Genomic DNA, 22,949 nt, shown 5'->3' with positions numbered 1-22,949 from the left:
GCTGCCGGCGTTTCCATAGTGGTGGTTTCGGCAGCGTTGGACGTAGTCTCGGTAGTTTCGGTGGGTTTATTGTCGCCGCAGCTGCTAAGCGTGAGCGAACCAACAGCCAGCAGGGCCAACGCAACGGAAGTGAATGTCTTTCTCATGCGGAATGAAAGAAGTGTTTGGAATGGGAAGGGAGTGGTAGGTGCTAGGTGTCAAGGGCTTATTTCACATAGCCGATGCGCTATACGAAGCTCAACTAACACCAGATTGTTGCGCCCTGCGTAAAAAACTACTTTTGTACCCACCGCAAAGGCCAAGCACCGGCCTTGCGCTTACCTCTTTTTTGCTTCCTATTCATGAAAACCGCTGAAATCCACACCAATAAAGGTGTAATGAAGGTTGAGTTCTTTGAGCAAGACGCTCCCAACACCGTTAAGAACTTCACTGACCTAGCCCAGAAAGGCTTCTACGACGGCCTGAAGTTTCACCGCGTTCTGCCCAACTTCGTGATTCAGGGCGGCTGCCCCAACACCCGCGACGGCGCCAAAGGCATGCCCGGCACCGGCGGCCCCGGCTACAAAATCAACTGCGAAACCTCGGGCGGCAACCAGCGCCACGACCGCGGCATTCTGAGCATGGCCCACGCCGGCCGCAATACCGGTGGCTCGCAGTTCTTTATCTGCCACTCACGTGACCAAACGTCGCACCTCGACGGCGTGCACACCGTATTCGGTAAAGTGGTAGAAGGCCTGGACGTCATCGACCAGATTCGCCCCAACGACAGCATCGACAAAATCGTGGTGAACGAAGCTTAAGCCCTGCTCAGGCATTCGTTTGCTTAAAAAGACACGGGGCCGGTGGAAAATCCACCGGCCCCGTTGTTGCATTAGGCCTGTTCGAGTAAAGTATGAATTGGGCCAGTTGCTTATTTGCGAAGCAATTCAAACCGACTTTTCATTAAACACAAAAAAGTCCTGGGCTACTCTGCCCAGGACTTTTCTCTGATTATTGCGGGGCCCCTACCGGCGCTTCCGCTTGCGGGAACCGTAGTCTTCTTCGTCCTCGTCGTCATCGCCTCCGAATGAAGGCATCGTGAACATCGACGAGAACAGGTCCTTGAACTGGGTGCCGCCGGTGAGGCGGTTGCGCGAGATAAGGCTCATCTCGGCCATGCCGTGCAGGGCAAACTCCATCCAGAAGTACGGGTCGTCCTTGGCTAACTCAGCCGGCACGCTGGCGGTGGTCAGGTCGCGCAAGCCAGGCACGGCGTCGAGGGCAGTGCGGTAATCGGCTTCGGAAGCATCGTGCAGCACGTCCACGGTGTGGGCGCCAAACCAGTCCTGCACAGGCTTGTAGGCGTTCGGCTTGTCTTTCTGCTTTTTGGCCTTTTCAGGGTCGGGGAAGTACTGCAGGAACTGCGTGCGCAGGGCCTTGCCCATCAGCTTCTCAGCCACGATGCCAGCTCCCTCCTGCTCGCCTTCGTACACCAGTTCCACTTTGCCGGTAATGGCGGGCACGGCAGCTAGAAAATCGGCCACTCGCACGCGGGTCTTCTCTTCGCCGTTGATGATGGCGCGGCGCTCGGCAGCAGCTACCACCTGCTCATAGGCCGAGATGGTAAGGCGGGCCGATACGCCGGATTTGGCATCGACGTACTCCGAGCCGCGGGCCTCGATGGCTACCTGCTCCACGAGGTCAAAAATCACCTCATTATCGCGCACGCGCTCCTGCTGCTCGGGCCGGATGCGGGCCTCTTGCCGGGTGATGCGCTTGCCAATTTCGAGCGTTTTGGGGTAGTGCGTGATGATCTGCGCGTCGATGCGGTCCTTCAGCGGCGTCACGATGGAGCCGCGGTTGGTGTAGTCCTCGGGGTTGGCCGTGAATACGAACTGCAGATCGAGCGGCAGGCGCACCTTGAAGCCGCGAATCTGAATGTCGCCTTCCTGCAGGATGTTGAACAGCGCCACTTGAATGCGTGCCTGCAAGTCGGGCAGCTCGTTGATAACGAAGATGCCCCGGTGGGCCCGCGGAATCAAGCCAAAGTGAATTACGCGCTCATCAGAGTACGGCAGCTTGAGCGTGGCGGCCTTGATGGGGTCGGCGTCGCCGATAAGGTCGGCTACGGATACATCGGGCGTGGCCAGCTTCTCGGTGTAGCGCTCGTCGCGGTGCAGCCACGCAATGGGCGTTTCGTCGCCGCGCTCGGCCACCAGGTCGCGGGCAAAGCGGGACAGCGGCTGCAGCGGGTCGTCGTTTAGCTCGGAGCCCTCCACTACGGGAATGTACTCATCAAGCAGCTGCACCAGCTGGCGGGCAATGCGCGTTTTGGCCTGACCGCGCAGGCCGAGCAGGTTGATGTGGTGCAGGCTCAGGATAGCGCGCTGCAGGTCAGGAATAACGGTTTCTTCGTAGCCGTGAATGCCGGGAAAGGCGTTTTCGCGGCGGCGTAGCTTCTCAATCAAATTATCGCGCAGCTCCTCGCGCACGGAGCGCGACCGGTACCCGGCCGCCTTTAGCTGGCCCAGGGTGCTGATTTGTTCGTGGTTCATCAGGAAGGAGGAATAGCTGGGCATAAGAGCCCGGAGGTTAAACCGCTACGCGGGCACTGAGGTTCGAAGCGAGTTGAGTTTAGGCAAACATTACGTTCAACTCCCCCTCACATCATTGGGTATCCGGCCGGCTTGCCGACGGCATCTACTGACTCCTGTTCTATCCGACTTTGCTGTAACACAGCCCATCAGAGGCTCAGAAACCGGGTTTTGAGGGAAAGTTTTCAAGATTTAATGGTGACCGTGCCAAACTGCCTGCGGTACCACCACATGATTATGCGAGTGACTTAAGCACAATGAAAACTTACTTTTGTCACACTCTCTCGACGCCTTTCTGAGCTATGAAAAAAGTACTTAAATACATCGGGGTAGCCCTGGCTGCCGTGGTGTTTCTGGTGGTGTGCGCCGCCACTTTTATCAGCGTGCGCGGTATACCTAGCTACGATCCGCCCAAGCTACCGGCCCAAACGGTGGCCGTTACGCCCGAGCGTATTGCTCACGGTGAAAAGATTGCCCTCTCGATGTGCGCCGACTGCCACCTCGACCGTGGCACCGGCGCCTTCACGGGCAAACTCATGGACGACCTACCGCCGGAGTTTGGCCGGCTGTATTCAGCCAACATTACCCAGGACAAAGAACATGGCATCGGCAGTTGGACCGATGAGCAGTTGATCGGCCTGTTCCGAACCGGCATCGGCCGCGATGGGCGCTACCGGGCTGTGATGCCCACGTTCGTGCATATGTCGGACGAAGACATTAACAGCGTAGTGGCTTTTCTGCGCTCCAATAACGCCCTCGTGCAGGCCAAAGCCGTAGCCTCGCACCCACAGGAACCTTCTTTCTTGGCTAAGGTGCTCACCAACACGGTAATGAAGCCCACACCGCTGCCCACGGCGGCCATTGTGGAGCCGGCCGCTACCGATCAGATTGCGCACGGCCGCTACCTCGTCACGGGCCGCTACCTATGCTACGACTGCCACTCCGCCGATTTCAAGACCAACAACGTGATGAAGCCCGAGTTGTCGGAAGGTTATATGGGCGGTGGCAATAAATTCATTGCCAAGAATGGCGAAACCATTGAATCGCGCAACCTAACGCCTGACCCCGAAACCGGCATTGGCGACTGGACGGAAGCGCAATTTGTGCAAGCGGTGAAGTATGGCCAGGGCCCCAACGGCACCTTGCGCCTGCCCATGCCAAAGTTTTCGGTGATGAGTGACCAAGAGGCCAAAGCCATCTTTGCCTACCTGCAAACAATACCCAAGCTGAAGCACGCTACGGCGGAGGACGGCTCAACCAGCGTAGTGGCTACGCGTTAGGGAAAATCGAGTGCCACTAACTAAAAGCGGCGGCCCCAATTCGGGAACCGCCGCTTTTTTGTGGGCATGTTTGTTCGCCGTTATAAGCTCTTGCGCCGGTTACGCTTGTAGTCTTCGAAGATCAAACCACCCAAGCCCTTGAGCGAACTGTAGTAAGCTTTGCCCTGATTGGTTTCGGTGAACTCGCGCACAAACTGTTGCAGGTACGGGTCCGAAGCAATCATGAAGGTCGTAATCGGAATCTTGAGGCGGCGAGCAGCGGCGGCCAGGTTCAGGGTCTTGTTGACCACTTTGCGGTCCAACCCGAAGGAGTTTTTGTAATAGCCCCCGGGCTCTTTCAGGCAAGTGGGCTTGCCGTCAGTAATCATAAATATTTGCTTGTTGGCCGTTTTGCGCTTGCGCAGCAGGTCCATAGCCAGCTCCAGGCCCGCTACCGTGTTGGTGTGGTAGGGGCCGACTTGCAAGTATGGCAAGTCTTTCACCTCGATCTGCCAGGCATCGTTGCCGAACACGATGATGTCAAGGAAGTCCTTGGGGTACTTCTGCTTTACCAGTTCGGCCAAGGCCATAGCCACCTTCTTAGCGGGCGTGATACGGTCTTCGCCGTACAGAATCATGGAGTGCGAGATGTCAATCATCAGCACCGTCGAAGTCTGCGTCTTGTGCTCGGTGTCGCGCACTTCCAGGTCGCCTTCGGTGAGCAAGAAGTTGCCTTCCAGGCCGTGATTAAGCTGGGCATTGCGCAAGCTCTCGGTCATTTCGATCTGCTCGATGGTGTCGCCGAACTGGTAGTCGCGCAGGTCAGTGGTCAGCTCATCGCCCTGCCCGGCGTGCGGGGTGCGGTGGTTGCCTTGGGTGCCACGCTTGAGCTTGCCGAAGATTTCTTCCAGCGCCGATTTGCGGATAAGCTGCTCCGACTTGGCCGTAATCTTCAGCTCACCGAGTTGCTGCTCGTTTTCATCGATGTAGCCCTTGCGCTTCAGGTCCTCGATGAAGTCGCCCATGCCGTACTCATCGTCGGTGAGGCCGTACTGCTTATCCAGTTCGTTGAGCCAGGAAAGGGCCTCCGCCACGTCGCCCGACGTGATGGTAACCAGTTGCATGAATAGCTTAAAAAGCGTGTCGAAGCCTTTCTCGGAAGATTCTTCGGGCACGTAATCGCGGAAGCGGAAACCAACAGCCATAATTCAGGGGAATTGAAAGCGAAAACAACGGCCGGGCCGGGTTAGTTTTTCGTTGACGATTTTTGATTGCGGGCTTTATCGGACGCTTTGCACGCTTTCAAGTTCACACCCAAACCCCCATCACCACAACCCAACGTTATGAAAGCCATATGGAACAACGCCGTGCTAGCAGAAAGCACTGACACCGTGGTGGTCGAAAACAACCATTACTTTCCGGCTGATTCGTTGCACCGCGAATATTTTGAAGATAGTATTGCCGGCACTACCTGCCCGTGGAAAGGGCGGGCCAGCTATTATTCGGTGCGCGTAGGCGGCGAATTGAACAAAGACGCTGCCTGGTACTATGCCGACCCCAAACCCGCAGCCGAAAACATCCGGGGACGGGTGGCCTTTTGGAAAGGGGTACAAATTGTGTCCTAATTGTACAACAATTTGTAACCCGAAGCGTTTGAACGCGTTTGCATAGGAAGAATACGATATGTCCTCCTCCACTCCATCTCAACGACCATGAAACTCTTCCCTTCGGCTTGCTGGCTTGGCGCCGCTGCTTTGCTTACCATGGCTAGCTGCGACTCTGCCCGTACGGCTACCGACGACGCGACGAGCGACGCTGCAGTGTCTACTGCTATTGAAACTGCCCCTTCGTCGGTGACCTTCAACCGCGACCTAACCCAAGGTGAGTACCGTTTCCAGGTGCAGCAATCCACCTCCGAAAACGGCCAACAGCTCACCATCCGTACCCGCCGCGGCGACGCTTTGGTAACTGACCCGATTCGCATTAACGTGCGCGGCGACGTAACCGACGTAGTGATGGGCGACCTGAATGGCAACGGTAACCCTGAACTGTACGTGGTGACCAACGGTGCCGGCACTGAGTCGTTCGGCGGCATAGAAGCCTACGAATTTGTAGACCGCGCTTTCCGCCCCCTCACGGCTCCGCCCAAGCTGAGCAACGACTTGGCCGCCGGCTACAAGGGTAAGGACAAGTACCAGATAAGCGGCAACCGCTTGGTGCGCACCTTCCCGGTGACGGATTCAACCAATGCCAGCACCTCTCGCACCGTGGAATACACACTGAACACCCAAGGCATGCTCATGCCTGTAAGCACTCCTACTGCTACCGGCACGGGCACTACCACTTCGCGCTAGTCACGAAGCCCTTTTAAGGCACAAAAAAGCCCGCTATTCAGCGGGTTTTTTTGTGCACTATTCGCCCAGCCAGCTTTCCTCCGGTGCCGTCGTAACCTCATGCGGCGTGTGGCGTTTGTGCAACTAAGAGGCCGCTGCTCGGGTGGCCCCAGAACCATTCGCTTGCTCCATGACCCGACCGCACCTACATCTGCCCTCGATGGCAGCACTTTGCTGCGCGGCCCTTGCCATCGGCTGCGACTCGCCCCGTACCATTTCCGAAGCGGCCGACCCCAATCCCACGGCTAACACGGCAGTACCCGCCGCGGGTATAAGTTTTCGGAAAGAACTGAGTCGCGGCGACTATAACTTTAATGTGCGCACCATGGGCACGGGCAGTCAGCGGCAGCTCCATATGCGCGCTGAGCGGCTAGGCCGAGAGCTGGCCGCTACCACCGCCAACATCGAGGGAGTGGTGCAAGACGCCGTAGTCACCAATCTAAACAACGACGACTATCCTGAGCTCTTGGTTTTTGTAAACGGCGCGGGCAGCGGTGCCTACGGCCAGCTGATCGGCTATGAGTTCCTGAGCCGCGGCCGCCGGGACCTCGCTTTGCCCCAGCTCGACGGCCCCGCAGCCGATGGCTACCAGGGCCACGATCAGTTTCGCGTGGATGGCCGCAAAATCATCAGGTCCTTCCCTATTTACCGACCCGACGGCCCGAACAGTACTCCATCGGGCGGCACGCGCATCATCGAGTACGAAATGCCTAAAAAGGAAGGCATGATAAGTATGATTGGGCATCAGGATATGCCTTAGCTCACAGAGACTTGATTCACCCTCGCTTCTCCTTACGCACTCGAACTTCCGTAAAGGTGAGAAGGCAGTTATAACTAATGCTGTACCGATACCAGATCAAGCGTCGACTACTTAAAAGCAAAAGGCCGGCCCCGAGAAGGGTCGGCCTTTTGCTTCAGTAGCTAGCGGAAAGCAGCAGTAAAGGTATGCTACCTACTCAATCCACTTGAACTTGTACTCGAGCTTGGGAACGGGCATGCGGTCGGCTACGCGGCGCAAGCGGTTGGGCAGGGCCATGATGTAGTCCCGAGCCTTTTCAGCCTGCCCATTCAAGCCGCTGATTTGATCCACTTTCCAGGTATTAATGAGGCTTTCCAGAATGTCGGTATAGTCCTGGCTGGTGTACACACCGAGACGCTGGGCTGCATCGGTAAAGTGACCAAAGGTCTTGCCCATTTCCACGCCCATCTCGCGCATGTAGTGCGCCGGCATCACAATTTTCTTGCGCATCATGTCTTCGAAGGCAAGCATCATTTCTGATGGATCTACCTCGAAGATTTTCTCCACGAACGTCTGGTACACGCGGGCGTGGCGGGCTTCGTCGCCGGCAATCATGCCGCAAAGCTTGGACAGGGCGCCGTCACCAGCCTTGCGGGCCAGGGTACCCACGCGGCGGTGCGAGAGGTTGGTAGCGGCTTCCTGGTAGCTCGTGTAAATGAAAGCGCGGTACGGATCGTGGGCAGTGCCCAGATCGAAGCCGTCGGCAATCAGGTACTGGGTGCTTACTTCGAACTCGCGCATGTTTACGCGGCCGCAAAGGTAGAGGTAGCGGTTGAGCAAGTCGCCGTGGCGGTTTTCCTCAGCAGTCCAGCCCCGAATCCACTGCGCCCAGCCGTTGTTGGGGTCGCGGTTCAGGTCGTCGAGTTGGTGAAACCAAGCTTCGTAATTGGGCAGCGCTTCCTCCGTGATGGTATCACCGATGAGCACGGCCAGCAGGTCGTAGCTAAGCTCCTTGGCCCGCTCGCGAAGTGCCTTTACTTCGTCAAAAAAAGTATCGAGACGGGGGTCAGGCAAGAAATCGGAAGGCTGCCAGCTTTCATCTACCTTTTTGAGAAACGTTCCAATGTTCTCACGTAAAAAGGATTCGAGATGCTGAAGTACTTCCGCGCGGGAAGTCATGGTGGCAATCATGCGCTGATGGGGAAAGGTGAGTAAAGGAAAACGAGAGCGGGGAAAACTCAAAAGTAGGCATTCGGGCGCGGTAAATTCCAGCCGGAATCCAATTTGAATCTATATACGTAATCCTGTCAAGAAAAGCTTACCTCAGCAACAACATATTCGCGGGTCCCAAAGGCGGAGGCGTGTTAAGTTGGTGATGAAGGGTATAGTGCCTGATTACTTTCACCAGGGAGGTATCGCCGGCTATCCACAGGCGTACATCAGGCCGTTGGAGAAGACGGCGCAAAGCATCAGGCTGGGCGCGGGTACCGGTGAGGTACTGGCGTAGTTGGGTCTGGGAAGGATCCAGCGTATGCCAGCCCGTAAGCATCAGCCAAGGTGGGCCGGCAGCGGGGATATACAAGCGGAAAGGTGATAATGATTTGAACGCGGTTTCCAGCCCGGCGGCAACGAGTACTTGGTGCGCCTGGGCCTGCTGTTGTATTTGCTCTATTAATTGACTGTTGCGGTCTTGCTCAGCACTCAACAACTGGCGCCGGTGCAGCACTTTGAAAGTGTATAACCCACCTAGCCCTACGGCCAGTACTAAACTCACACGTCGGAATGAGGCAGTAAGCTCGTGAGTTGACTTGTAGGCACCGAAGAAAGCGAAAGTCACCTGCCCGAGGGTAAACAAAGTGAGCAAGGGGCCGGCCACGCGCGGGGGCAGCTTCAGGATTACGGCCAAGGTTACCAGTGCCAGCCCAGCTCCTACAGTGTAAAGCAACCACCATACCCGACGCCGCGGCGGCACGGTGTGCCGTCGCGCAAATAGCAACCACCCCCAAAAAAGCAGCATGGGAAAATAGTCGCGGGGGAGCCGGAGCAGAGCCGCCGAGAGCTTAGCCGGCGCGTTGCGCGTGAAGAACTGCTGATCAAAAGGCATGGCGCGCTGAAACAGCTGTTCGTTGACCAGCGTGGAATCGCCGAGCAGCCACTGCTGTACGGCCTCCACCCCCAGACTATCAGCGGCGGTGCGAGGCTGCGGGCGGTATAGCTGGTAGTCGTTTAGGTTAGACTTAAGCACGTCTAGCTGCCGGTAGCGCGCAGCTTCAGGCGTCCGCCCCAGTTGCAGGCCTACCCCACCTGCCAGCGCGAGCCCCGCCAGCAACGTCACGGTGCGCCAGCCGGCGCGGCCACCCAGGCCTAATGCGACGGGCGCCACGGCCGCCGCGCCCAGCAGCGCGGCACTCGGCCGCACGGCCCACGCGGCTACAAACGCCGCTGCTACCAGCCCTATGGAGCCCCAGCTTAAGCCAAAAGCTCCTTTGTTGCCTGCTCCTCCAAAGGCGCCGAACAGCACGGCCGCTCCGGCCAGCAGCAACGGCACGCGCACGTAGTTGAACCAGAACACGTGCTCCAAGCACGCCACCAGCAGAAACGCCGTCAGCCAAGCCGTGCGCTGCCGGGTGGTACTATGCGGGCGCAGCAGTTCGTGCAAGACGGCTGTCAGCAGTACCAAGGCAAGCAATAGCAGCGCGTACAGCAGCAGTCCGTACCAAGGCACGGCCGCCCACTCCGCATACAAGGTGGCCAGCAACCAGGCCCAGCCGTGGAAGTATAAATGCAGATTGGTAACCGGTGCGGCGGCTGTACGGCCCCGCAGCAACAGCGTAATTACCAGGTCGTCGTTGGTCTCGTAGTAGCAGCCCAGGCCCAACACCACGAGCAACACTAAACCCAGCGGCAAGCCCACAATGCGCAGCCATGTTCCCCAACGGGCACTATTCATGGCGCGCAAGGTACATGAAACGAAGCACGGCCCGCTGCGGAATTCTCCCCAACTTCGCCACCGTGAATCTTTCTGCTCGTCTGCTCCACCGGTTGCCCGACCTCGCGTTCGGGTTTGTAGTGCTGGTCACGGTGGCCTATTTCATTCTGACGCACGAAGGCCTGTACGCCCTCGATGACTATTACTATTCCCGCTACGCCCATCAGCTGCTTACGGGCACCTTCACGCTCGGTCCCGATCCACAAGGACTGCTCCACGACCCGCTGCACGAACGGTGGTTGATTTTTGGACCGGTAGCGGTGTGTTATGCGGTGTTTGGTGTCAATATCTGGAGCACCACCCTCTGGCCGCTGCTAGCCACGCTGACGTGCTTAGGGCTGATGTGGTGGTACTACCGGCGGCGTCAGCCACTGATGGTGAGTGGCGCCCTGCTACTGCTCGGGCTGCATTATTTTGCCCTGAACCTGACCAACTACCTCTACCCCGACAACATCAACATGCTGGCCTGCTTCGCGGCGGCGCTGGCGTTGCACATCGGGCGGCAGCCGGACCGGAAGTCCGTGGGCTGGGGTGCAGCCTTCGCGGGGCTGAATTTCGCAGCTTTGCTTTGTAAGGAAACAGTGGTCTATTATGCCCCCTTCTACTTAAGCGTACTACTGCTGGATTTGGGGCGCCGTCAGCACGGCCGGTTTTGGCTGACTGCCTTTGGAACTGGGGTGGCCGTGCTAATTGCCTACTTGGCTTTTTACCAGTACCAGACCGGCGACGCGCTTTACCGCGTGCACCTAATTGAGCACACCAACGAGTTTCTGAAAGAAGGCAACTACCTGCTTGGCAATCGGACCGCGCTGCTGCACCGCATCACTTTCGGGCCGCTGCAGTTTTTGTTGGGCACCGGGCTTGGGTTAGCCTTGCTGCTGGCCGTGGGCAGTGTGTTTCGCCCAGCCGCCGCAGCCACATCAGCGCCCGACGACCGGGCTTTTTGGCTAGGCTTGGCGTTCAGCACTCTCGCTTTTTACTGGTTTGGCAGCACTTCCATCAGCCAATACAATCCCATTACGCTATTGCCGCGTATGGCTACCCCCTTGCTGCCTCCCCTGTGCCTAGCCGCCGGTTACGGGCTGGCCGATGCCTTACGCAGTGGCCGCCGACTGCTGCTCTACGCAGCCTTGCTACTAGCCCTTGCCGCGTACGACCGCAGCAACGTGTCAGTACTGTACGGCGGTTGGGCACTGGTACTAGGCGGCTTGGGGGTGACTCAGCAGCTGCGCTGGTTCCGAACAGCCTCCCCGCGCTTCGTAGCCTTAGGTCTGGCTGGTCTGGCGCTTGTGCTCACGTTGCGCCCCGTGTACTTCATGACCAAACCAAGTGTATCGGGGCATTTTGGGCAGGACCGCGTCATCCGTCAGCACCTGCAGGCTCCACAGCGCGGAGTGGTTTTTGTCGATGATTACCTGATTGGCAACTTCGACTTTTACTACGGCTACGAGGTTCCCGCGGGCCTGAAGTTCCGTCGCTACTGGGCCCGGGACTCGGTGCAAACGGCGGCTTCGGAAAAGGCTTGGCTACTGCTGAACCGGGCTACGTTGAGCAACCCTGAACTCACGCGCAAGCTACTGCGCTACTCCTCGGATAGCGTACTGAGTTGGTACCCGCGCCGTGAGCTGATTGCGCAGGATGGCCCAGTGGAGCTGTACTTACTACGACAATAAAAATAGCCTAATGCGTTTAGCTAATCTAACCTTCATAGTATTGGCAATCAATAGTATTAAACCAAACTATTAAAACTACTACTTCACCAATTTGGCTGCTATACCTAGCGCCCGATCTAGCAGCGTAATCTGCCCGGTTCGCTCCAATAATCGGTACAGCTTGCGGGCCTCCCCACCGTTCCGGAACCGCACGGCCTGGCGCAATTCCCACCGCACCCGGGTACCGAGGGCGGCCCGTTCATCAGCAGTCCGGCACATGGCCAGGGCTTTCTCGCAGACCTTGATGGTGGAGGCCACGTACGGGTCGCCGGGCTGGTAGGCCTTACGCGACATGGACTGCGGATGCAGACGTTTGCGGGTGAGCACCTCGTCCTGAAAACCGAAGTTCCAGCTCCGGGCGGCGCGCACCCACAGGTCGAAATCCTCATAGGCCAGCGTCTCATCGTAGCCACCAAGCTCATCAAGCATGGTGCGGCGAAACATCATGGTGGGGGTGCTGATAAAGTAGCGGCGCAGCACCTCGGCAAAGACGTCGCCGCTGGCGGGTACGGGCTGCACGGGCCGGCCGGCGGCGTCGCGGCGGAAGTGGTAGCGCACGTGCTGGCCCTGCTCATCAATTAGGTCGCAGTCGTGGTAGGCGACGCCGCACCGCTCACCCTGCTCCTGCATAAAAGCGACCTGCCGGGCTACGCGCTCGGGCAGCAGCACGTCATCAGTAGCAAAGTCGATAACAAACTCGCCCTGGCTGCGTCGCATGGCCTGGTTGAAAGCCTGGCAGTTGCCCACATTGTGAGGCAGTAGCAGCAGATGCCAGCCAGGATTGGCTGCCGCGTACCGTCGAAGCAGTTCCTGGCTGCCATCGGTGCTGGCATCGTCTACCAGCCACACGTCGAGGTTAGGATAGGTTTGCTGCGCGATGGAGTCCAATGCTTCGGCCAGAAACTTCGCGTGGTTGTGGCACAGCGCCACGATGGTTACGGGCGGCTGATCGGCAGCAGACGGAGGTTGATATGGAACCGGGTCGGGCATTTAACGACGGAGGTAGGCTCGAAAGTAAATCAGGCAAAACAGCAGCAGGGTAGCGAAGCGTAGAGCGTGGGCCAAGGGCGCGCCATACAGCCCCCAGGCCGGCAACAAGGCCACTAACAAGGCCACGTACACCACTGCCGACCCCATCTGAACGAGCATATAACGGCCTACGCGCGCCTCGGCAACCATCAGGTAGAGTAACGTCCAGGACAGAAATTTCGCCCAGTCACCGGCCAGCTGCGGCCCGAGCAGGGTGCGCGCCGCCGCAAATCGGGCATCGAAAAATAGCGGTAGCAGCCAATCGCGCAGCAGCCAAATCAGGCCCAGCCCCAAAGCTAGCACCCCGGCCAAGAGACCAAAGACGGCCCGAACGTATGCCCGCCGCGTGGTGGGCTGCGCTGCCAGAGCCGCCAGGCGCGGATAAAACACCGCGCCCATTACAGCCGAAAACAGCATGGTGTAGTTGTCGGAGAGCTTGGCAGCGGCCTGCCACACCCCTGTCTGCTGCAGGCTGAACCGTTCGATGAGCAGGTCGCGCACGGCAAAATCGACGGCCTTGCTGCATATCAGCACACTCAAGGCCATTAGCAGAAACTTTCCGAGGCCCAGAAGCGCCGGGCGGCTCGCACTTAGTTGTAACCGTGGCAGCAAGCCGTAGCGCCGGCAGTACCACGCTGTGGGCAGCACCGTGAGGCTCTGGGCCACTAAGTACACCAGCAGTACCCAGGGCAACGGCAGCCTCAGCCAGAAGGCCACGCCGACGGCAACGGGACCCAGCACGCTCAGCACCACCGTGAGGCGGATGTAGGCGGCTAGGCGCTGCGCTGCCAGCAGCACCGCAGTTAGGTAAGCGTTGGCCGTCAATAGCAAAATGCCCAACATCAGCCCGAGCACCCAAATGGGCGAGGGCGCAAAGGCTTCCAGCAGCGGCCCCGATAACAGCGGCAAACTTATAAAGCCCAGCAGCAGCATAGCCGCATTCAGCCCAACGCCGGCCCCAAACCAAGCCCGCCACGCCGCAGAGCCTGGCTGGCGCGGTGCCAGGTACTTCACAATGCCTACATGCACGCCATCGTTGGGCAGCGTGGTGAGCAGGGCCATCAGGTTCTGAAAATGCGCCAGCAGCGTGAGGCCGCTAGGGCCGCCAAACACGGCCACCAACTTATTCAAAGTCAAGGCCCCACCGGTGCGCGCCAGCATCGATACGCCTGACCCCAATGATCCGCGCACAAAGCGCGCCAGCCCGCTGGCTGGTGCGGGTACGCTTGGGGCGGTGGCTTCGTCTTCGGCGGCGGGTAAGCTCATGAAGGCTTGGAACGAGACGGCAAAGTAGCGGGTACTAGGCGGAGTAGCGCACGGCGCGTTAGAACAGCTGCGTCAGCGTCAGTTTCAGGCTGGGCACGCCGCCCAAATGCCGCTTGAAGCGCAGCAAGGATTCGTTGATGCCCGTGGGGAGCGTGGACGTGCCGAGGTCGAGTAAGCGCAGGCCGCTAGCTTGCCCGAAGGCGTGCAAGCCGGCGTTCAGCAGCACTACCGGACTAAAGGCGTTGTAGCGCAGTGGGCTGGCGGGGTAAAAGTTGTAAAGCACACCTCGGCCGGCCAATACGGCTACCGTCATAGCCACCCATTCGCCATCGGGGGCACGCACCGAGAACAGCAAGTACTCGCGGGGGAAGCGTTGGAACAGCGCCGTTAGCTGCTCTTCCGTGAGCGACAGGCTTTGCCCCTTTTCCTCGCGGCAGCGGCGCAGGAAGTCGTAGGCCAGCGGCAGCAACAAAGGTGGCTCCTGTTCGAAGTGAAAGCCGTGGCGCTGGCACTTGTGCAGGCGGCGCCGCTCCGAAGGGTGCAGCCCGGCCTCGTAGCTCCGGTCGAGCGGCAGGTACGTATCGACTTCGGCCAGCTCAATTTCGTAACCATTGCGTTGCAAGGCGGCCACCAGCCGGCCGCTAGTTGCCGGCTCGTAGGCAAAAGGGGGCAAGCGCAACGTGAGCTGCCGGGCGCCGTGGCTGGTGAGCAGTTGCCGGGCCACGGCCAGCCACTCCTCCAGCACAGCCTCGGGCACATGAGGCACCAGCAGTTGCGGACCACCCAGGGGCGCCATCCAGGGACTGAGCCCTTGCCCGTCGGCCCCGATAAACACGGGCCACCAGCCTACCGTTTGCTCACGCTGGGTGTCTTCCAGGCTGATGATCAGGCGCTGCCCCGGCCCCAGCGGTACTTGCTCCAGCTGCTCGGGCCGCTGATATAAGTATGGTTCACTGGCAAACGGCAGGCGCAGCGTGGGTTGTTCCTGCCACCGCGTCTCGTAACGCCCCTGGCCCGCCACCAACGTCAGGACGTTGCCGGGAGCAGGTGAAAGCAGTGCGGATGAGGTAAAAATGGTCACGGAAGCAGAGCAGCAAGTCCGCGAAGGTACAGCAAAATTCAGCCGCCTGCGGGCTTAGTGGCCACACCCTATTTAGCGTCTGGCACGGCCTGCTTAGCACATTTCTGCCCGCGGCTACGTAGCATTACGGCACAAGCCGGCTTTCAGGCCGCCATTCAGTCTACTCTCTCATGTCCGAATTTGCTCCCGATTCACGCCCTGCTGCCTCGGGTTTGCCACATGTTGCGTCGCCACCTGCCCCTGATCTTGATGAAGATGAGGACGATGACGTAATTCCCAACAGTGTCTCCGACCGCGACGCCACGCGCCAGGCCCACAGCCAGGGCGTAGGCGCCCGCCCCGGCACGCTCACCATTCCGGAGCGTGCGTTGAAACCGCGTCTGTTCCTCTTCAGCTACGACGAAACCACTTTCGATGAGTACGAGTGCGCCAGCTACACCGAGCTGATGCAGCGCTTCCGCAGCCACCCCGAGCGGCGCCACTGGATCGACGTGCGGGGCTACAACGACCTGGAGCTCATGCAGCGCATCATGGTCGACTTTGAGCTGCACCCATTGCAAATGGAGGACGTGCTCGGCGATTATCAACGGGCCAAAGTGGAGGTGTTCGGCGACGGGCGGCTGTTTATGGTGTCGCGCATGACGGAGTTCACCAACGCCCTCGAAATCGAAGATGACCAGCTAAGCCTGTTTACCGGTCCCAACTACGTTCTCTCCCTTCAGGACGATTACGAGGACTGCCTTGATGCTGTGCGCAACCGCATTCGCTCGGGCTTCAGCCAGATCAAGCGCCGCCCGCCGCTGTACCTCGCCTACGCCCTCACCGACGTGGTTCTCGACCACTATTACCCCACCATGGCGGCCATCGGCGACTACATCGAGGACCTGGAGAATGTGATTCTGCGCGGGCGCCCCAACAAGCGTCTGCTAGCCCGCATCCTGCAGATCAAGAAAGACGTGGTGCGCTTCCGGCGCCTGGTGTACCCCGAGCGGGAGAAAATTGCTGAACTGCTGCGCATGAGCGAGGACATCGTGCCCGAAGAAATCAAGGTATTCTTCCGCGACTGCTACGACCACGCCATTCAGGCCCTGGACCTGACTGAGAGCTACCGCGAATCGGTATCCAGCCTGATCGACCTGTACATGTCGGACCAAAGCAACCGCATGAACGAGGTAATGAAGGTACTCACCATGATCAGCGCCGTGTTCATTCCTCTGAGTTTTGTGGCCGGCCTTTACGGTATGAACTTCTCCCGCGAGCGGCCCGACGGGAGCGTAAATCCGATGAACATGCCGGAGTTGTACGAGCCCTGGGGCTACCCGATAGTGCTAGCCGTGATGGCCGTGATGGCCGGCGGTATGGTAATCTATTTCTACAAGAAAGGCTGGTTAACCAATTAACTTATTGGCATTTATAGTTTAATTTCAATTCCTACTTTAAGCACTGCTTCGACCTGGCTGATGCGCTCCGCCACACTGCCTGAGAGCAGCGTGTACGGTATGTCCAGCAGGTGTAGCTGCATTAGTATCATGCGCTGCTGCACGGTCTGCAGCTCGGCCGGCGCCCGCGTGCCGTCCTGCTCGAAGGCGAAATCCGGGGCGCACACGAAAGTGTGCTGATACCGCGTTTGGCACGCTGCAGCCAAGGCGTGCAGCTCGTCCTCGGCCCGTCCGAAGTAGGCGTAGGAATAGTAGAGCGTAGTCACGGCATTGGTATCGGCGAAAAGAAAATGCCGGACTTCGGGCAGGGCATCGTCCTCCTGCGCCCGATGGCGGTGGGCGATGCGCAGCAGATCATCATACACTAGCTGCCCTTGCTTTTCTTCGTAGAGCGTGGGCCGTACTCCGGCACCCAAGTCGTTCCGAAGTGCAGCCCTAGCGCCGCTGTAAGCGTAGACTTGCCGACTACCAAGCCCTACCGCGGCTGATGCAGGGTTTTCAGCCGGTTAGTTCATTTTCAGCGCCAGGCGCCGTAGCTCTGCTCCCACCACGCGGTACAGGTGGTAAGTTCCAGCATCGGCGTCGTAAGTGAGGCCCAGGGTCGGGGCGTTGCTATCAAAGGGCTGACCGCCCACCAAACGGAAAGCCGTATCGTAGATGTAAGCTTTGCCGGGGCCAGTTTCGGTGATTACCAAGGCGCTGCGGTTGTTTCCGAAGCCGAAGAGCTGCACAGGCTTGGGCGCCGAAGTCACAAACCGGCGGTCCACCAACTGGCGGCCGCTAGGGTCCAGCACTGTGATACGGCCCTGGCCATCATCGCGCACCACCACGAACCGGCGCTGCTCCTGATCGGCCACTACCCGAAAAGTGCTGAGTCGGCTCCAGGTAGTCAGGCGTTTACGCTGGCGGATGTCGCCGCTGAGCGTGAACGTCACCAACTCACCGTGCTGGCTTACCACCGTAAGGCGAGTGCGCTGTAGTGTGGGGCCGCCCTCCACAAACGCACCCGTATGCAGCCGCGCCCCGATGCTAATGGGAAAGCCGGGCAGGGTGTTGCCCTGAATATCATAGGCGAAGATGTAGCCATTCTCGAGCAGGGCTACCACTACATCACGGGTCCCTACGCGCAACAGCTGCGGCTGGGCAGCTAAGGCAAAATCCAAACGCTTGGGCTGCCACGCCGCGGGCGCATCGCCGCGCGTGTCGTAGAGGTAGAGATTGGCGTAGCGGTCGGCCACGAGCAGCCGGGCGGGCTTGCCTTCGTTGGGAGGCGAACTGCTGATGGAAGCAGCCTGTACGGTATCGGGCAGATTCAATGGAAAATTCGGGGCTGGGCGGCCGCGCTCATCCAGCAAAAACAGGCGGTTGGCGGTAGCCAGCAAAAAGCCTTGGTTTTGCCCAAAAATACCCGGCAGCGGAGCCGGCGGCGCAATTAGCGGACCACCCAGCGAGTCGGACCAGCCCACCGCGTTATCGGGCGTAACGTAATGCACAGTACCGCGCCGATCCTGTACCAAGGCCGCAGGAGTTTTACTTCCACTGGCCGGTACCAGCGTGGGGCCCAGGTTTTCCAGCCCAGCCTGAAAGCTAAGCGTGCTTCCCATTCCGGCCCTGCTCTGCAGGCTGGCAACGGCTGGCCCCACGGGCGGATGCCTCAATACCAATTGCGTGTAATACTGTCCATTATCCGCAGGCGCCCATTGCAAGGCCACTTGCGGGAAGCGCTTGAACAAGGTTTCGTTGCGCAGCAGTCCGGCCCGGCGGTCTTCTACCAGTGCCCGCAGCAGCACGTTCCAGCTGTTGCGGGCGTCTATCACAATGCTTACCCGGGCCAGGGGGGTCGTCTCTTGTAGAAAAGCCACCTGTGTAGGCGAGCGGCTCCAGACGGCTTCGGAGCTGACATCCAGCAAATAAGCACGCAGGGCCGCTGCATCATCGGCCAGTACCAGGTACTCTCCCACCATGGCCGTGGCCCCACCAGTGACACCGGCGGTAATCGGCTCAAAAAGCGGCCCCATGATTCGCTGGGCCAGGCGCGGCACTCCTATCTGGTGCAACTGATAGTTGCCAACGCGCTCAAAACTGGGGCTGGTGCCCGATGCCCGGCGCAAGCGACCTAGCAGTTGCGTAGTTCGGGCTGGATTGGAGCTTCTGATTAGGGCCAAGCGGCCTGGTACCACTCGCGCCGATGGCGCGGCTAGGTAACAAAGCGCCGCCTCCGGAGCCAGCGAAGCCGCCACACTGTCGACAAGGGCAGCGTGTACCGTGTCGGGAGCAGCGGCTGATTTGCGCAGGATACTGGGGCTGGTGGCCAGGTGCACAAGCAGGGCCGTACGGTTGCTGATGACGTCGGCCATGCGCAGGCGTTCGGCGTGCTGCCCACGCAGCAGCTGATGCAGCGAGCCGCGGGCGCGCTCGGGGTTAGAAAAGCCGTTGAACAACACGCGGTTGCTGGAAAGCTTCATTTCCAGCAGGCCTTTATCGCAGAGGCTGGCTAGGTACTCCAAGTCGGGCCGTAACGCCGGCTGAAAGAACATGCCCAGAAACGGTGGCAGTTGCCGGTAGTTTATGAGCAACGTAGCATCTACGTCCTTGATTTTCAAATAATCTGTGTCGCCAAATTCCGCCGCAATGGAAGGCTGCGCGGGCCCGTCCATGCGCCTGGCCACAGCTTCCACCAGCGCCGGGTTGGCGCTCATCACCAACGTATTACGGTAGTTGTAAAACGTCAGGCCCAGTTGGGAGCTACTCTCGCTGATGGTAGTGAGCAACTCCCCTTGGTAGTCGCGCTGGCTTACTTGGTAGCGCGCATCGCGGCCCAGCGCTTCCACCAGGGTCCGGAGTTGGCGGTGTTCCCGCACGCTGGCCACTGGCACGATAAACAACAGATCGAAGGAGCGCGGACTTGTAACGTGCACCGAAGTCAGCACCGTTTTGGTGCCCAAGAAGTCCAGCATGGTGTGCTGCGCACTGCCGATGCTGTCGGCCAGCGTCAGGTGCTCTTCCACTTGCTGGAAGTAGCGCAACGTGGCCAGGTTGTCCCAGAGCTGAATTTCCTTTAGATGCCGCACCAGCGTGGGATGGTCGCGGGTGGCAGCCACCAGCACAGCATCTTCCGGCACCAGCGCCCACGGATCAACGGGGGCACTGGCCACGGCCCGCCGGTAGTACACGTACGATACCAGCGCCGAAAGCAGCAACAAACCCGTAAGCAGTACCAGTAGACGTTGCGACATGCAGGAGCGGCGAGCGGGAGAAACGTCGGCAAAGGTAGCTATACGGGCTCGGCAGCGCAGGCGCCGAACACCTCCGTTCGGACTTTTTTAGGCTTGCGCCACTTACATAGGTGCCCGCTTGGCCCTCAGCGCGTCTTGCAGCCTGCGTCCTGCGGGTAGATCCATGCTGATTGCTTACTTTCAGCCTGCTATGGTCGCTCGATTTCGTTTTGCGCTTTTGCTTCCCCTGTGCCTGCTGCTGCCAAGTTGCTTTGAGCTGCGCGAACCAGAGCCCTCTACCCTATCAAGCGAGTGGATTTCGCCCACCAGCATTGACCTGTTGCTGACCAACTTTACCACGGCAGTGCAGCGCCTGAACGCAGCTAACTATGAACGCTGCTTCGTGCCCAGCCGCTACCGCTTCTACCCCGACCCGACGGCCGCCGGCTCTACCAACGCGGCGCTGTTTGCGAACTGGGGCATCCGGGAGGAGCTGGATTACTTTAACCGGCTGCGGCAGCGCACGCCCGCTGCGGCCCAAAATCAGCTACTGCTCACCGCCCGCCGCGACCAACTCTTTGGCCCCGATTCGGCTGAGGTGTCGGCGCAGTACTTGCTCACGCTGGCGCAGCAGGACACGGCTTTCAGGTTCCGGACCCTCGAAGGCAACATCCGCCTGCTGTTACGCCGCCGCAACAACGAGTGGCAGATAGCTGCCTGGCGCGACCTGGGTACCTCCACCAGACCGGTCTGGACCGAGGCCAAAAAATATTTCATTCGCAACTAGCCGCGGGCTAACAAAATCGATTCTCTCCCGTTGTTCAGCTCATCAGTTCGGAGCATTTGCACTGCACCGGGCTACTTCTTAGCTTGCCCCGGTTGATATCCGCTTCATCATGAGCCGTTTGGTTACTTCGCCGCTCGCCCAAGCCGCACTTGCCCGCAGCCGCCGTTATTGGGCCCTTGGCGCCGTGCTCATGGTTTCGGCTTGCAATCCATTTGCCCCGGGCCTCGACGATGAAATGGCTAGCCCCGATCAGCTGCTGGGCAACCCTGTAACGGTGCGCGGCTTCTTCGACCGGTTCCGGGCCTCGTATCAGCTGCGCGACTCCACGCTCTACGGGCAACTGCTCAACCGCCGCTTCACCTTCACTTACCGCGACTTCGCGGCCAACGCCGACCGCTCCTGGAACCGCGACGTGGACGTGACGGCTACCTACAAGCTATTCCGGGCCGCCCGGGCCGCCAACTTGCAGTGGACGCAGTACCTGCCCACCACCGACACGGCTTACTCCGATACGCTGGCTTACGTGGAGCGCGCCTTCTCGCTCACCATCGAGCAGCGCGACAACACGCGCTACGACGGCACCGGCACCGCCCGCATCGTGCTGGTGCGCAAAAACCGCTCGGAGCCCTGGCGCATGCGCAGCTGGAACGACCGCAGCGAGTTCTGAGCACGAATTGCCAACCTCGCTGACTTAAGCCTTGCATTAGGCGAATCGTCGCTCTACCAACTGCCACTTACAACCGATTTTGCAAAGGCCCGCCCCTGCAGCGGGCTTTTTCATAGTGGTGTCAAATCCTGCCCAATCGTCTATCTTCCGGCCGCCATATCTCTTTTTCTTCCCGCATGAGCGAAAAACAAGGCCATTTTCAACGGGCCATCGGGCTGTTTGATGCCATTATGATTGTGACCGGCAGCATGATTGGCTCCGGTATTTTTATTGTCTCTGCCGACATTGCCCGGCAGGTAGGCTCCAGCGGCTGGCTGCTGGTGGTGTGGCTGCTGACGGGCGTAATTACATTGGCCGGGGCCGTGAGCTATGGGGAACTGGCCTCCATGTTTCCCAAGGTGGGCGGGCAGTACGTCTACCTGCGCGAGGCATACAGCAAGCTGGTGGCATTTCTGTACGGCTGGTCGCTGTTTCTGGTCATTCAGACCGGGGTAATCGCGGCCGTGGCGGTAGCCTTCGCCAAGTTTACCGGCGTGCTGCTGCCGTGGTTCAGCGTCAAGAATGTGCTGTTCAGCGCCGGCCCGATGACTTTGCCACTGGTTGGCGAGTACACTTTTGAGTTCAGCAGCGTGCAGTTGCTGGCCATTATCCTCATCGTGGCCATCACGGCCATCAACGCCCGCGGGGTGCGGGCCGGTAAGCTGATTCAGAACGTGCTCGGTAGCACCAAACTGGTGGCCTTGGCCCTGCTGATCATTGGCGGACTTACTCTTGGGCTGAATGCTGAAGCTATTCAGGCCAATTTCCAGGACATGTGGAGCACCGTGCGCTACCCGGCCCCGGGGGCTACTGGCTCGCCGCTGCCTTTGAGCGCCGTGGGTTTGCTGCTGGGCGTGGGCATGGCCATGACGGGCTCCTTGTTCTCCTCGGACTCGTGGAACAACATCGGCTTTGCGGGCGAGGAAATCGTGAATCCGGAGCGGACACTGGTGCGCAGCATGGCCATCGGCACGGCCATTGTCACGGCCCTCTATATTCTCTCCAACGTGGTGTACCTGCTGGTGCTACCGCTCCAAGGCTCTCCCGATGCCACCACAATTGCCGGCCGCGGCATCATGTACGCCACTGACGACCGTGTGGCCACCGCCGTGGCCGAGCACGTGCTTGGGCCAGCTGGTGCCATTGTGCTGGCAGTGCTCATTATGCTCAGCACCTTCGGAGCCAACAACGGCATCATCCTTTCCGGTGCCCGTGCTTACTATGCCATGGCCAAGGACGGCCTGTTCTTCCCCGGCCTCGCCCGGCTCAATGCCGCTGGCGTACCTAGCCGGGCACTATGGGCGCAGTGCTTGTGGGCCTCTCTGCTGTGCCTGAGTGGCTCTTACGGCCAGTTGCTCAACTACGTGATGTTCTCGGTAATTCTATTCTACGTCATCACCATCATCGGCATTTTCGTGCTGCGCCGCACCCGGCCCAATGCCCCGCGCCCTTACCGCGCCTGGGGTTACCCGGTGTTGCCGGCCATCTACATCCTGCTGGCCTCCATGTTCTGCCTTATCCTGCTGGTAGCCCCCGATACTCGTGAGTTTTCTTGGCGTGGGCTAGTACTGGTAGCCTTGGGCTTGCCAGTGTACTTTTTCTTCGGCAACCGCTTCTCTTCTTCCGACAACGCACCAAAAGCCTAGGTCAGCGCCTTCATCCCAAAGCAACAAGGCCGCTTCCAGTGAGGAAGCGGCCTTGTTGCTTTGGGATGAAGGCGAAAAGCACTTCGAGCTGCACCCCAGGTTCTTAATGGCTCCG

The 22,949-nt window shown here is 59.4% G+C and carries 19 protein-coding genes; 10 read left to right on the top strand and 9 right to left on the bottom strand.

All coding sequences use genetic code 11. The features are described from left to right. Positions 1–341 precede the first annotated feature (341 nt). Positions 342–800 carry a peptidylprolyl isomerase gene (locus AC5FXY_RS05170; protein ID WP_493555571.1) on the top strand — a complete coding sequence of 153 codons (459 nt, stop codon included), beginning with the start codon at positions 342–344 and terminating at the stop codon, positions 798–800. 204 nt (positions 801–1,004) lie between these two features. Here the strand turns inward: AC5FXY_RS05170 and AC5FXY_RS05165 are convergent, their stop codons facing one another. Next, on the bottom strand, positions 1,005–2,534 hold the full coding sequence (locus tag AC5FXY_RS05165) for a sigma 54-interacting transcriptional regulator (protein WP_493555570.1): 1,530 nt from the start codon (positions 2,532–2,534) through the stop codon (positions 1,005–1,007). 341 nt (positions 2,535–2,875) lie between these two features. Between AC5FXY_RS05165 and AC5FXY_RS05160 the strand changes: the two genes are divergently transcribed. After that, positions 2,876–3,853: a c-type cytochrome gene (locus tag AC5FXY_RS05160; RefSeq protein WP_493555569.1), complete on the top strand. Its 978-nt coding sequence runs from the start codon at positions 2,876–2,878 to the stop codon at positions 3,851–3,853. An 80-nt stretch (positions 3,854–3,933) separates the two neighbouring features. Here AC5FXY_RS05160 and AC5FXY_RS05155 read toward each other — a convergent pair whose 3' ends face one another. Continuing rightward, positions 3,934–5,037 carry a vWA domain-containing protein gene (locus tag AC5FXY_RS05155; protein WP_493555568.1) on the bottom strand — a complete coding sequence of 368 codons (1,104 nt, stop codon included), beginning with the start codon at positions 5,035–5,037 and terminating at the stop codon, positions 3,934–3,936. Between the two features lie 138 nt (positions 5,038–5,175). On the opposite strand from AC5FXY_RS05155, the gene AC5FXY_RS05150 reads away from it, so the two are divergent. From AC5FXY_RS05150 to AC5FXY_RS05140, 3 genes are all read left to right on the top strand, one after another. Further along, positions 5,176–5,457 (top strand): DUF427 domain-containing protein, encoded by a 282-nt coding sequence (locus AC5FXY_RS05150; RefSeq protein WP_493555567.1) that lies wholly within the window; start codon positions 5,176–5,178, stop codon positions 5,455–5,457. 87 nt (positions 5,458–5,544) lie between these two features. Further along, positions 5,545–6,186 carry a hypothetical protein gene (locus tag AC5FXY_RS05145; protein WP_493555566.1) on the top strand — a complete coding sequence of 214 codons (642 nt, stop codon included), beginning with the start codon at positions 5,545–5,547 and terminating at the stop codon, positions 6,184–6,186. Positions 6,187–6,355: 169 nt separating this feature from the next. Next, complete coding sequence (locus AC5FXY_RS05140) at positions 6,356–6,985, top strand: hypothetical protein (RefSeq protein ID WP_493555565.1); 630 nt, start codon at positions 6,356–6,358, stop codon at positions 6,983–6,985. 192 nt (positions 6,986–7,177) lie between these two features. On the opposite strand, the gene AC5FXY_RS05135 is transcribed toward AC5FXY_RS05140, so the two are convergent. Continuing rightward, entirely contained in the window at positions 7,178–8,155 is a 978-nt protein-coding gene (locus AC5FXY_RS05135; RefSeq protein ID WP_493555564.1) for an acyl-ACP desaturase, read from the bottom strand. Positions 8,156–8,282: 127 nt separating this feature from the next. Further along, complete coding sequence (locus AC5FXY_RS05130; protein WP_493555563.1) at positions 8,283–9,914, bottom strand: hypothetical protein; 1,632 nt, start codon at positions 9,912–9,914, stop codon at positions 8,283–8,285. Positions 9,915–9,976: 62 nt separating this feature from the next. Here AC5FXY_RS05130 and AC5FXY_RS05125 point away from each other — a divergent pair, with 62 nt between their 5' ends. Then, a complete protein-coding gene (locus AC5FXY_RS05125; RefSeq protein ID WP_493555562.1) occupies positions 9,977–11,626 on the top strand; it encodes a glycosyltransferase family 39 protein in 1,650 nt (549 codons plus the stop codon). Between the two features lie 78 nt (positions 11,627–11,704). Here the strand turns inward: AC5FXY_RS05125 and AC5FXY_RS05120 are convergent, their stop codons facing one another. From AC5FXY_RS05120 to AC5FXY_RS05110, 3 genes are read right to left on the bottom strand one after another with little or no spacing between them, the layout of a single operon-like run. Further along, positions 11,705–12,655, bottom strand: a complete 951-nt coding sequence (locus tag AC5FXY_RS05120) for a glycosyltransferase family 2 protein (protein ID WP_493555561.1) — start codon at positions 12,653–12,655, stop codon at positions 11,705–11,707. After that, positions 12,656–13,960 carry an MATE family efflux transporter gene (locus AC5FXY_RS05115; protein WP_493555560.1) on the bottom strand — a complete coding sequence of 435 codons (1,305 nt, stop codon included), beginning with the start codon at positions 13,958–13,960 and terminating at the stop codon, positions 12,656–12,658. A gap of 58 nt (positions 13,961–14,018) precedes the next feature. Then, entirely contained in the window at positions 14,019–15,041 is a 1,023-nt protein-coding gene (locus AC5FXY_RS05110; protein ID WP_493555559.1) for a GNAT family N-acetyltransferase, read from the bottom strand. A gap of 170 nt (positions 15,042–15,211) precedes the next feature. On the opposite strand from AC5FXY_RS05110, the gene corA reads away from it, so the two are divergent. Further along, the gene (gene corA, locus AC5FXY_RS05105) at positions 15,212–16,441 is read left to right on the top strand and encodes a magnesium/cobalt transporter CorA (protein WP_493555558.1); all 1,230 of its coding nucleotides are present in this window, start codon (positions 15,212–15,214) and stop codon (positions 16,439–16,441) included. Positions 16,442–16,452: 11 nt separating this feature from the next. Here corA and AC5FXY_RS05100 read toward each other — a convergent pair whose 3' ends face one another. After that, positions 16,453–16,896, bottom strand: coding sequence for an AAA family ATPase (locus AC5FXY_RS05100; protein ID WP_493555557.1), 444 nt, complete (start codon positions 16,894–16,896; stop codon positions 16,453–16,455). 90 nt (positions 16,897–16,986) lie between these two features. Further along, positions 16,987–19,716 carry a hypothetical protein gene (locus AC5FXY_RS05095; RefSeq protein ID WP_493555556.1) on the bottom strand — a complete coding sequence of 910 codons (2,730 nt, stop codon included), beginning with the start codon at positions 19,714–19,716 and terminating at the stop codon, positions 16,987–16,989. A gap of 190 nt (positions 19,717–19,906) precedes the next feature. On the opposite strand from AC5FXY_RS05095, the gene AC5FXY_RS05090 reads away from it, so the two are divergent. The 3 genes from AC5FXY_RS05090 to AC5FXY_RS05080 all read left to right on the top strand — a co-directional run bounded on the left by AC5FXY_RS05090 (position 19,907) and on the right by AC5FXY_RS05080 (position 22,834). Then, positions 19,907–20,482 (top strand): hypothetical protein, encoded by a 576-nt coding sequence (locus AC5FXY_RS05090; protein ID WP_493555555.1) that lies wholly within the window; start codon positions 19,907–19,909, stop codon positions 20,480–20,482. 109 nt (positions 20,483–20,591) lie between these two features. After that, positions 20,592–21,149 (top strand): hypothetical protein, encoded by a 558-nt coding sequence (locus AC5FXY_RS05085; protein WP_493555554.1) that lies wholly within the window; start codon positions 20,592–20,594, stop codon positions 21,147–21,149. A gap of 176 nt (positions 21,150–21,325) precedes the next feature. After that, a complete protein-coding gene (locus AC5FXY_RS05080; protein ID WP_493555553.1) occupies positions 21,326–22,834 on the top strand; it encodes an APC family permease in 1,509 nt (502 codons plus the stop codon). Positions 22,835–22,949 lie beyond the last annotated feature (115 nt).

It is taken from the genome of Hymenobacter sp. FMD4, assembly GCF_058932745.1.
The sequence above is the reverse complement of the archived record's forward strand: the minus strand, read 5'-3'. Positions and strand labels throughout refer to the sequence as shown.